Source organism: Bradyrhizobium sp. STM 3809 (genome assembly GCF_000239795.1).
Taxonomy (GTDB): domain Bacteria; phylum Pseudomonadota; class Alphaproteobacteria; order Rhizobiales; family Xanthobacteraceae; genus Bradyrhizobium.
The window spans coordinates 17,977-28,279 of the sequence record NZ_CAFJ01000057.1 but is presented as its reverse complement, the minus strand read 5'-3'; the positions used below and the strand labels follow the sequence as shown (position 1 = coordinate 28,279).

The 10,303-nt window shown below is 65.5% G+C and carries 9 protein-coding genes; 6 read left to right on the top strand and 3 right to left on the bottom strand.

All coding sequences use genetic code 11. The features are described 5' to 3' along the window. Window positions 1-274: 274 nt before the first annotated feature. The 3 genes from BRAS3809_RS02570 to BRAS3809_RS02560 all read left to right on the top strand — a co-directional run bounded on the left by BRAS3809_RS02570 (window position 275) and on the right by BRAS3809_RS02560 (window position 3,856). Entirely contained in the window at window positions 275-1,795 is a 1,521-nt protein-coding gene (locus BRAS3809_RS02570) for a sugar ABC transporter ATP-binding protein (RefSeq protein ID WP_008960539.1), read from the top strand. Then, window positions 1,792-2,832 (top strand): ABC transporter permease, encoded by a 1,041-nt coding sequence (locus BRAS3809_RS02565; RefSeq protein WP_008960538.1) that lies wholly within the window; start codon window positions 1,792-1,794, stop codon window positions 2,830-2,832. The genes BRAS3809_RS02570 and BRAS3809_RS02565 overlap by 4 nt, the downstream gene beginning before the upstream one ends. Window positions 2,833-2,914: 82 nt before the next feature. Further along, complete coding sequence (locus tag BRAS3809_RS02560; RefSeq protein WP_008960537.1) at window positions 2,915-3,856, top strand: ABC transporter substrate-binding protein; 942 nt, start codon at window positions 2,915-2,917, stop codon at window positions 3,854-3,856. Window positions 3,857-5,214: 1,358 nt separating this feature from the next. On the opposite strand, the gene BRAS3809_RS02555 is transcribed toward BRAS3809_RS02560, so the two are convergent. Then, on the bottom strand, window positions 5,215-5,595 hold the full coding sequence (locus BRAS3809_RS02555; RefSeq protein ID WP_008960536.1) for a hypothetical protein: 381 nt from the start codon (window positions 5,593-5,595) through the stop codon (window positions 5,215-5,217). A gap of 228 nt (window positions 5,596-5,823) precedes the next feature. After that, window positions 5,824-6,627, bottom strand: coding sequence for a hypothetical protein (locus BRAS3809_RS02550; protein WP_008960535.1), 804 nt, complete (start codon window positions 6,625-6,627; stop codon window positions 5,824-5,826). Between the two features lie 114 nt (window positions 6,628-6,741). Between BRAS3809_RS02550 and BRAS3809_RS02545 the strand changes: the two genes are divergently transcribed. Further along, the gene (locus tag BRAS3809_RS02545; RefSeq protein ID WP_008960534.1) at window positions 6,742-7,776 is read left to right on the top strand and encodes an aspartate-semialdehyde dehydrogenase; all 1,035 of its coding nucleotides are present in this window, start codon (window positions 6,742-6,744) and stop codon (window positions 7,774-7,776) included. A 247-nt stretch (window positions 7,777-8,023) separates the two neighbouring features. Beyond that, window positions 8,024-8,584 carry a TIGR00645 family protein gene (locus BRAS3809_RS02540; protein ID WP_008960533.1) on the top strand — a complete coding sequence of 187 codons (561 nt, stop codon included), beginning with the start codon at window positions 8,024-8,026 and terminating at the stop codon, window positions 8,582-8,584. An 80-nt stretch (window positions 8,585-8,664) separates the two neighbouring features. On the opposite strand, the gene BRAS3809_RS02535 is transcribed toward BRAS3809_RS02540, so the two are convergent. Continuing rightward, the gene (locus BRAS3809_RS02535; RefSeq protein ID WP_008960532.1) at window positions 8,665-9,309 is read right to left on the bottom strand and encodes a carbonic anhydrase; all 645 of its coding nucleotides are present in this window, start codon (window positions 9,307-9,309) and stop codon (window positions 8,665-8,667) included. 101 nt (window positions 9,310-9,410) lie between these two features. Here BRAS3809_RS02535 and BRAS3809_RS02530 point away from each other — a divergent pair, with 101 nt between their 5' ends. Beyond that, a complete protein-coding gene (locus BRAS3809_RS02530; protein ID WP_008960531.1) occupies window positions 9,411-10,289 on the top strand; it encodes an HpcH/HpaI aldolase/citrate lyase family protein in 879 nt (292 codons plus the stop codon). The last annotated feature ends 14 nt before the right edge of the window (window positions 10,290-10,303 follow it).

Genomic DNA, 10,303 nt, shown 5'->3' with positions numbered 1-10,303 from the left:
GATGGGGAGACAGGCGAAACCTCACTCGGTCTTCGTATGCGTTGTTGGTGCGTCGCCACCCGGGCCTGTCGATTTTACCTATAGACTTTCATCCGGGGATGAATAGCCTCCCACCAACGCTGCGACATCGAGCGGACGCATGCGAATGCCGGGGAGGATGAATGTGATCGCGGTCGCGATGCGATATGTCGCTCGCCATGCGCTACGGCTTCGGCAGCCGCGCTGCCATGATGCGCCGTCCGTGCACGACTCGTCTCGCCCGACCAGCTGACCGATGACCGCGCCGCTGATCGCCGTTCACGGCCTGTGCAAGAGCTTCCCCGGCGTGCGCGCGCTGCACGATGTCAGGTTCGAGCTGCTCGCCGGCGAGGTCCATGCCGTGATGGGCGAGAACGGCGCCGGCAAGTCGACGCTGATGAAGATCCTCGCCGGCGTCTACCGCAAGGACTCTGGCGAGATCCTCTATGACGGCGCCAGCATCGACTTTCCGGGCCCGCGCGAGGCGCAGGCCGCCGGCATCGGCATCATTCATCAGGAACTGCAGCTGATGAACCACCTCACGGTGGCGCAGAACATCTTCATCGGCCGCGAGCCGATGAAGGCGTTCGGGCTGCTGCTCGACGAGGACCGGCTCAACCGCCAGGCGGCCGAGCTGCTCGGCCAGCTCAATCTGGCGATCGACCCGCGCACGATCGTCGGCGGGCTGACGGTGGCGAAGCAGCAGATGGTGGAGATCGCCAAGGCGCTGTCGTTCAACTCGCGCGTCCTGATCATGGACGAGCCGACGGCCGCGCTCAACAACCGCGAGATCGCCGAGCTGTTCAGGATGATCCGCGCGCTGAAGGCGCGCGGCGTCGGCATCGTTTACATCTCGCACAAGATGGACGAGCTGAAGCAGATCTCCGACCGCGTCACCGTGCTGCGCGACGGCGAGTATGTCGCCACCGTGCCGACCGCGACCACCCCGATCGAGGCCATCATCGCCATGATGGTCGGCCGCAGCCTCAGCGACGCGCGCATCGTCGGCGAGTCGCCGCCCGGCGCGGTCGCGCTGGAGGTGCGCAATCTCAATTGCGGGCCGCTGGTGCGCGACATCAGCTTCACCCTGCGCAAGGGCGAGATCCTCGGCTTCGCCGGCCTGATGGGCGCCGGCCGCACCGAGGTCGCGCGCGCGATCTTCGGCGCCGACGCCGTGCCGACCGGCGAGATCCGCGTCCACGACCGCCCGGTGACGATCCGCACCCCTTCCCATGCCGTTGCCCACGGCATCGGCTATCTCTCCGAGGACCGCAAGCGCTTCGGTCTCGCCACCGGCATGGACGTCGAGTCCAATGTCGTGATGTCGAACCTCGCGAACTACCTGGCCATGAAGTTCATGCTGCGGACGCGCGCCATCCGCGACACCGCCGGCCGCTTCATCAAGATGCTGAACATCCGCACGCCGTCGGCCTCGCAGGAGGTCCGGCTGCTGTCCGGCGGCAACCAGCAGAAGATCGTGATCGCCAAATGGCTCGACCGCGATTGCGACATCCTGTTCTTCGACGAGCCGACGCGCGGCATCGACATCGGCGCCAAGAACGAGATCTACCGGCTGCTGCGCGCGCTCGCCGACCAGGGCAAGGCGATCGTGATGATCTCCTCGGAACTGCCGGAAGTGATCAGGATGAGCGACCGCATCGTCGTGATGTGCGAGGGCCGCATCACCGGCGAGCTCTCGCCGGACGAGGCCACGCAGGAGCGGATCATGCAGCTGGCCACCCAGCGCGAAACCATGAAGGCAGGCATCACGGCATGAGCGACCCGGCAATGGTGAAGGATCAGGTCAAGGACGGCCTCGCGCCGGGCGGCGCGCTGGCGGCGCTGCGGCGCCGGCTGCTCGGGCCGGCCGCGCTGCAGAAGCTCTTGGCGTTCGCGAGCCTGGTGCTGCTGATGATCTATTTCAGCCTGGCGTCGCCGGCCTTCATGCAGACCGACAACATGATCAACATCCTGCAGGCGACAGCGGTCAACGGCGTGCTGGCGATCGCCTCGACCTTCGTCATCATCACCGCCGGCATCGATCTCTCGGTCGGCACGCTGATGACGTTCTGCGCGGTCATGGCCGGCGTGTTCCTGACCTATTGGGAGCTGCCGATGTGGACCGGCGTCCTGGCCGCCATCGCCACCGGCGCGCTGTCGGGGGCGCTGTCGGGCACCGTCATCACCAAGATGAAGGTGCCGCCGTTCATCGCCACGCTCGGCATGATGCTGGTGCTGAAGGGGCTCGCTCTGGTCGTCTCCGGCAGCAAGCCGATCTACTTCACCAACACCGAGAACTTCTCGATGATCTCGCAGGATTCGCTGCTCGGCGCCATCGTGCCGGCGCTGCCGATCCCCAACGCGGCGCTGATCCTGTTCGTCATGGCGGTGCTGGCCTCGATCGTTCTCAACCGCACCGCGCTCGGCCGCTACACCTTCGCGATCGGCAGCAACGAGGAGGCGGTGCGGCTGTCGGGCGTCAATGTCGACCGCTGGAAGATCAACATCTACGGTCTCGGCGGCGCCATCTGCGGCGTGGCCGGACTCCTGATCGCCTCGCGCATCAATTCCGCGCAGCCTGCGCTCGGCCAGGGCTACGAACTCGACGCCATCGCCGCCGTGGTGATCGGCGGCACGTCGCTCAGCGGCGGCACCGGCACCATCCTCGGCACCATCATCGGCGCCTTCATCATGAGCGTGCTGACCAATGGCCTGCGCATCCTGTCGGTGGCGCAGGAATGGCAATTCGTCGTCACCGGAGTCATCATCATTCTCGCGGTTTACGCCGACATGCTGCGCAGGAAGCGCGCCTGAAAGTGGAGGAGAACGCGGCCGCCCGCCTGCGCAGAACATCGCCACGACACGACAATCAACAAACGAACGAGAGGAAACACCCATGTTCCAAAAGCATCTCCTGAGCGCCGCGCTCGGCGCCCTCGTCATGGCCGGCGCGTCCACCGGCGTCCGCGCCGAGGACACCTACATCCCGCTCATTTCCAAGGGCTTCCAGCACCAGTTCTGGCAGGCGGTGAAGCTCGGCGCCGAGCAGGCCGCCAAGGCCGCCAACGTCAAGATCACCTTCGAGGGACCGGAGACCGAGGCCATGGTCGACAAGCAGATCGACATGCTCTCGGCCGCCCTCGCCAAGAAGCCGCAGGCGATCGGCTTCGCCGCGCTCGACTCGAAGGCCGCGATTCCGCTGTTGAAGAAGGCGCAGGCCGCCAAGATCCCGGTGATCGCCTTCGACTCCGGCGTCGACAGCGACATTCCGCTGACCACCTGCACCACCGACAACCTCGCCGCCGCGGGTCTCGCCGCGGACAAGATGGCCGGCCTGATCGGCGATGCCGGCGAGGTCGCCGTCGTCGTGCACGACCAGACCAGCCGCACCGGCATCGACCGCCGCGACGGCTTCCTGAAGCAGATGAAGGACAAGCATCCGAACATCAAGATCGTCAGCGTGCAGTATGGCGGCGGCGATCAGCTGAAATCGACCGAGATCACCAAGTCGATCCTGCAGGCCAACCCCAACGTCAAGGGCATCTTCGGCGCCAACGAGGGCTCGGCGATCGGCGTGCTCAACGGCGTCAAGGAGATGAAGAAGAAGATCGTCGTGATCGGCTACGATTCCGGCAAGCAGCAGAAGGCCGCGATCCTCTCCGGCGAAATGGCCGGCGCCATCACCCAGAACCCGATCGGCATCGGCAGCTGCACCGTGGACTCGGCCGTCAAGGCGCTGAAGGGCGAGACCTTGCCCAAGGTCACCGACACCGGCTTCTACTGGTACGACAAGTCCAACATCGGCGACGCCAAGATCGCGGCGGTGCTGTACGATTGAGAATGATGCGAGGCTGGATGAAGAGTGTGAGCGCGTCGTTGTCCACCCAAGTCAGCAAGATGTCCGATACAGCGCCCTCTCCCCTTGCGGGAGAGGGCATGTGCGGCCTATCCAAGCATGCGGTTGGGTGAGGGGTCTCTCTCCGCAAGCGTCAATCGTGGTGAGATACCCCTCACCCAACCGAGCTTGCCGCGCTGTCCTACATGCCCTCTCCCGCAAGGGGAGAGGGCGCATTCATAGGCAGCGGGCTTGTTTTCCATGTGAGAAATACTTCCGTGATGAGCTTCGGGTTCGCGAGCGTCCGTGCTTGACAGGGCGATGACTGCTCGTCGGGCAAATCAGCTCCTCGTCTTGCGCGGTTGACGCGGCTCCACTGCGGCGATCGCGTATCGTCCAGCTCGAAATCGGCTGCGCCGAAAAACTGATTTCGCTTGCTCATTCAATCCGATGGGTTCGATCGTCCAGCCCGGGCCGAAATTTCCTCTTTCGTCATTCCGGAATTCGTGTTTTCTCATTGCCATCCCGTCTCGCCACAAGGGGCGTTTCGCGATCGTCACGAGGCGTGAGGCGGGGATGCGGTGGCCGCGGGGGCTCGCAGCATGTCTTGTGGCATGCGGACGAACGAGGCTCTTGCGGACGTGAAGCTGCGTGGTCCTGGCGCCCCGAAGCTGGCGCCAAGTTCGCGACGATGCCCTGTGCATCGCGCGGATGACGGTGGCTAACAGGCCGGACACCGGGGAGAGCGCAGAGTAAGCGTGAAGACCATCGCGCAGGGAGGGCCGGGTCAAGCCGGCTGTACCTGTGGTTCCTGCCCCGTGCACTTCTTCCCGCACGGGGGCCACGGGCCTCAGCCGAGGCACGGCCTTCCCTGCGCCCTCGATTCGAATGCGGGCGATGAGGCGGTCAACACTCGGACGCGAAAGCGGGCGCGAGGAGGGCAGCGCATGTCATGGTCATTGGCAGCGACAAAATCGATCCGCGAATCCCGTCTGGGGCATACGTCATTTCGAGTCCCGTTGCCGCCCCTGGATTGCTTCGTCGCTACGCTCCTCGCAATGACGAGGAGACACTGGTTCACCGCCGAGCCACCGTCTGTTGCGCGGCAGAGTCTTTCGGTCGTCATTGCGAGCGAAGCGAAGCAATCCAGGGGCGCCAGGGGGACTCTGGACTGCTTTGTCGCGGAGGCTGTCATCAGCCCGCGCCTTGCACGGACCTGTCGGCTCCTCGCAATGACGCAGGAAGGAAAGGTGGTCGTGAACGCCAAGGCATCAAAGCGGGGAGAGCCGTCTGGCAGGCCCTCGCCGCAACAAAAAAGCCGGGCAGAGCCCGGCCTTGGTGATCGGATGACGCCTTCGCCCTCAGTAGGGGATCGGAATCCGGGTCGGATAGCCGCCGAGATCGGACGGCGGCATCAGCGGCTGGCGGTCGATTGGACGGTTGAGGTTCTCACGGGCGAACGACGGATAGCCGACGGCCGGCGGGAAGGCGTAGTCGGAGAACTTGCGATCGCCCGGCAGCACTTCGGTGCCGCCATCGAGGAAGGAGCGCCGGGTGACATAGACGCGGGTGCGCGGACCTGCCTGATAGGAGTAGTTCGGGCCGTTCGAGGAGACCGCCACGGCGCGGCGTTTTGTCGTGGCAGCGTCGGCGGAGGTGACGGCAAGAGACGTGACGGCCAGACCGGTCGCGGCGATCACCGCCAAGGCCATGACCCGGGTGGCAGCAGGAAATTCCATCATCACGTCCTCTTCCTCGCGCCAAAAGCGGCGGGCGCTCGCCATGCGCATGATCTGGCGCGCACAATATCTGCGTCGGCTGTGGCATCACAAGGTCCATCCGGCGACGCCGGCAAAGATAAATTCCGGCTGTGGCGGGAAAGTTGCATCAAAATCCGTGACTTGCCGGCGCCGCGGATGGCCCCATTGAGGCGATGCGACATCCGGCAACGGGCGGACGCAGACCAGCGCTCAATAGGTGCCGCGCAGCTTGGGATTGTCGAGCGCGGTGATCCAGTCGTTCAGCGTCTTGGCGACTCCCGGCGCATCGCAATCGGCGCGCCGCGGTTCGGCCTGGGCGAACAGCTCGGTCAGGGCGGCCTCATGGCTGGGCGAGGGCAGCAGAGCGAGCCGGTTCAGCATGCAGCCGACCGCCGCCCGGCGGGTCTGCACGGCAGCCCCCTGGCAGGACCAGCCGGAGATCCGGATCGCGGGCACGGCAATGGTCTTGAGAAAGCCGAGACAGGCCCCCGGACCGTCCGGAACGCCGGCCGGACGCAGCAGGCTGACGGGCCCGAACCGGCTGTCGATGATCCCGGCCGCCTCGAGCTCCGGGACCGGCCGCCCCATCCGGGCGGCGAGCTCGCCGATCGGGTTGCGCATGCCGTCGCGCTCGGGGCCGATCCGGTAGATCTCCATCTCGGCCGCGGGCCGTTCGGCCCGCTCGCCCCAGCGCAGCACGTCCTTGCGGCCGCCGGCCTGGTGCGTCAGCACCGTATAGGTCGCGGTCCGGTCGGGCTGGTCGGTGAGGCGCAGCGAGAACGCCGGCACGGCACCCTCGGCAATGGTCCAGCCCGCCTTGGCGGGGCCGTCGTCGTCACCGCCGTCGAGCCGGTTCCAGGCCGCGACGCCGAGCATGGCGATCAGCGCCAGAGCCCCCACATAGGCGAACAGGCGCGCGAACGTGCCGCAGACCTCGTCCGCCATGGCCTTGAGGGCCGGCGAGATCAAGGGCTGACGGGCTGTGGCGGCTGTTCTGGCCGGAGCGGAACGCATCGAAAGCGAGACATCGTGGTAACGTTGTGTCAGGGACGTTTCTCGCATAGAAGCGCTGCCGCTTCCGTTTCCGCTGGCATGAGCGGTCGGCCATATTTCTTCGGAGAGTGAACGATGGGTTACAAAGTCGCAGTGGTCGGCGCGACCGGCAATGTCGGGCGGGAGATGCTCAACATCCTCGACGAGCGCAAATTCCCGGCCGACGAGGTCGTGGCGCTGGCGTCACGCCGCAGCGTCGGCGTCGAGGTGTCCTATGGCGATCGCACGCTGAAGGTCAAAGCGCTCGAGCACTACGATTTTGCCGATGTCGATATCTGCCTGATGTCGGCCGGTGGCACGGTCTCGAAGGAATGGTCGCCGAAGATCGGCGCCGCCGGCGCCGTCGTCATCGACAATTCGTCGGCCTGGCGCATGGATCCGGACGTGCCGCTGATCGTGCCCGAGGTGAACGCCGATGCGGCCGCCGGCTTCAACAAGAAGAACATCATCGCCAACCCGAACTGCTCGACCGCGCAGCTCGTCGTCGCGCTGAAGCCGCTGCACGACAAGGCGACGATCAAGCGCGTCGTAGTGTCGACCTATCAGTCGGTGTCCGGCGCCGGCAAGGACGCGATGGACGAATTGTTCTCGCAGACCAAGGCCGTCTACACCAATGACGAGCTGGTCGCGAAGAAGTTTCCCAAGCGCATCGCCTTCAACGTCATCCCGCACATCGACGTCTTCATGGAAGACGGCTTCACCAAGGAAGAGTGGAAGATGATGGCGGAGACCAAGAAGATCCTGGATCCGAAGATCAGGCTGACCGCGACCTGCGTGCGCGTGCCGGTGTTCGTCGGCCATTCCGAGGCCGTCAATGTCGAGTTCGAGCAGCCGATCACCGCCGACGAGGCCCGCGAGATCCTGCGCCGCGCGCCGGGCTGCCTCGTCATCGACAAGCACGAGCCGGGCGGCTACGCGACGCCCTACGAGGCCGCCGGCGAAGACGCGACCTATATCAGCCGCATCCGCGAGGACGCCACCGTCGAGAACGGCCTCGCCTTCTGGTGCGTGTCCGACAATTTGCGCAAGGGCGCAGCACTGAACGCGATCCAGATCGCCGAGGTGCTGATCAACCGCAAGCTGATCACCGCCAAGAAGAAGGCGGCGTGAGAGACGAACGCTACGGCCCTCTCCCCGCAAGCGTCTGGCTATCGCATATGACAATCCAAGTGTCGTGATCATCTGTCTCTAAATCGTCATGGCCGGGCTTGTCCCGGCCATCCACGCGGTTCGGCGCACTGAGAACGACGTGGATGCCCGGGACAAGCCCGGGCATGACGGAGTAACTAATCAGAAGGGGCATTCGCTGGGACAGTCCTGGTAGGACGACCGAGCGCTTTCTGGGTGGGGAGTGAAGTTGGCAGAGAGCAGCAAGACCGAGCCGGCGGAAGCATCCGTGACGGCCAAGCACGCACCGGGTCCGCTCGAGCGCGGCCTCGAAGGCTTCCTGTTCAAGAGCCGCTGGCTGATGGCGCCGTTCTATGTCGGCCTCGTCATCAGTCTGGCGGTGCTGCTGTTCAAGTTCGTATTCCTGCTGTGGGAGAGCGTCATCCATCTGCCCACCGCCAAGGAGAGCGACATCATCCTTGGCGTCCTCAGCCTGATCGACGTCTGCCTGACCGGCAATCTCGTGCTGATCGTGGTGTTCTCCGGCTACGAGAACTTCGTCTCGCGCATCGATCCGAACGGCCATCCGGACTGGCCGGAGTGGATGACCAAGGTCGACTTCGCCGGATTGAAGCAGAAGCTGCTCGCCTCGATCGTCGCGATCTCGGCCATCCAGCTCTTGAAGGCGTTCATGAATCTCGATGCCGGCTACGACTCGACCAAGCTCGCCTGGCTGGTCGGCGTGCACATGACGTTCGTGGTGTCGACGGTGATGCTGGCGCTGTCTGACCGCTGGGCGAGCGATCATTGAGGAGGGGCGGAGAGCGAATGGCGAGTAGCGAATTGAAATCCAAACGACTCGCTGCTCCCTATTCGCTAGTCGCGACCTCACTATTCGCCGGCGCGCGCGCTGCGAAATTCCTTGGCGGCCTGGTCGAGCACGAACAGCGAGCCCTCGGCGACGCCGAAATAGGCGCCGTGCAGCTGCAGATCGCCGGCCTCGACGCGACTGCGCACGAATGGAAACGTCATCAGGTTCTCGAGGCTGCGGAACACCGCCGCCTTCTCGATCCGGGTGACGAAGTCCTGAAAGCTCTCGCGGTCGCGCTGCTCGACGATTTCGCCGGGCTTGATGAACATCGACATCCAGCGGCCGATGAAATCGCCGGGCGACAATGGCGCGGCCTTGTCGACGAAGGCGCGGATGCCGCCGCATTGGGCGTGGCCGAGGATGACGATGTGCTTCACCTTGAGCACGGTGACGGCATATTCCAGCGCCGCCGACACGCCGTGCGCGTTGGCGTCGGGCTGATAGATCGGCACCAGATTGGCGATGTTGCGCAGGACGAACAGCTCGCCGGGGCCGACGTCGAAGATCACCTCGGGCGAGACGCGGGAATCGCAGCAGCCGATCACCATCACGTCGGGAGACTGGCCGCGCTCGGACAGCTCCAGATAGCGGCTCTGTTCGGTCGGCAGGCGCTGGGTGGTGAAGGCGCGATAGCCCTCGAGCAGACGTTGCGGGAACGAGATCATGGGCCTTGCCTAAACACATGCGGCTGCGGGGAACAAGCCTTTCGGCCCGGCGGCCGAAATGGTATCGCGGGCCGCCGCCATAAACCAAGGGAAACGCCGAAATGATCCGCCCGCGCCGCAGTCTGCTGTTCATGCCCGGCTCCAATGCCCGCGCGCTGGAGAAGGGACGGAACCTGCCGGCCGACGGGCTGATCCTCGATCTCGAGGATTCCGTGGCGCCGGATGCCAAGGCGGCCGCGCGCGAGCAGATCGCCAAGGCCGTGTCCGCCGATGGCTACGGCAAGCGCGAGCTCTTGATCCGCATCAACAGCCTGGATACGCCGTGGTGGAGCGACGACGTCGCGATGGCCGGCCAGACGGCGACCGACGGCATCCTGGTTCCCAAGGTGTCGACGGTCGAGGACCTGCGCACCGTGACCAACCGTCTCGCCGAGGTCGGCGCCGATCCGGCGCTCAAAGTGTGGGCGATGATCGAGACCGCGCGCGCCGTGCTCGACGCCGACCGGCTCGCGGCGACGGTGCATGAGGCGGGCTCACGGCTCGCCGGCTTCGTGTTCGGGCCGAACGACATCTCGCGCGAGACCCGCATCCGCATGGTGCCGGGCCGCGCGACGATGCTGCCGATGATCAGCCATTGCATCCTGGCGACACGCGCGCATGGGCTGGAGATCCTTGACGGCCCGTACAGCGATTTCGCCAACACCGACGGCTTCGCGCAGGAATGCATCCAGGCCCGCGACCTCGGCTTCGACGGCAAGACGCTGATCCATCCCGGCCAGATCGATGCCTGCAACGCGATCTTCACGCCGCCGGCGGCCGAGGTCGCCGAGGCGCGCAAGGTCCTGGCCGCGTTCGAGCTGCCCGAGAATGCCTCGCGCGGCGCGATCCAGATCGACGGCCGCATGGTGGAGCGGCTGCATGCGGAGATGGCCCGGCGCACGATCGCGATCGCGGATGCGATCGCCGAGCTGGCGAAGTAGCGGGGAAATCGGAG

Coding starts and splice junctions, on each gene's coding strand:
- BRAS3809_RS02545 (WP_008960534.1), top strand. CDS start 6,742: ATGGGTTACAAAGTCGCAGTGGTCGGCGCGACCGGCAATGTCGGGCGG.
- BRAS3809_RS02530 (WP_008960531.1), top strand. CDS start 9,411: ATGATCCGCCCGCGCCGCAGTCTGCTGTTCATGCCCGGCTCCAATGCC.
- BRAS3809_RS02560 (WP_008960537.1), top strand. CDS start 2,915: ATGTTCCAAAAGCATCTCCTGAGCGCCGCGCTCGGCGCCCTCGTCATG.
- BRAS3809_RS02550 (WP_008960535.1), bottom strand. CDS start 6,627: ATGCGTTCCGCTCCGGCCAGAACAGCCGCCACAGCCCGTCAGCCCTTG.
- BRAS3809_RS02535 (WP_008960532.1), bottom strand. CDS start 9,309: ATGATCTCGTTCCCGCAACGTCTGCTCGAGGGCTATCGCGCCTTCACC.
- BRAS3809_RS02570 (WP_008960539.1), top strand. CDS start 275: ATGACCGCGCCGCTGATCGCCGTTCACGGCCTGTGCAAGAGCTTCCCC.
- BRAS3809_RS02555 (WP_008960536.1), bottom strand. CDS start 5,595: ATGATGGAATTTCCTGCTGCCACCCGGGTCATGGCCTTGGCGGTGATC.
- BRAS3809_RS02565 (WP_008960538.1), top strand. CDS start 1,792: ATGAGCGACCCGGCAATGGTGAAGGATCAGGTCAAGGACGGCCTCGCG.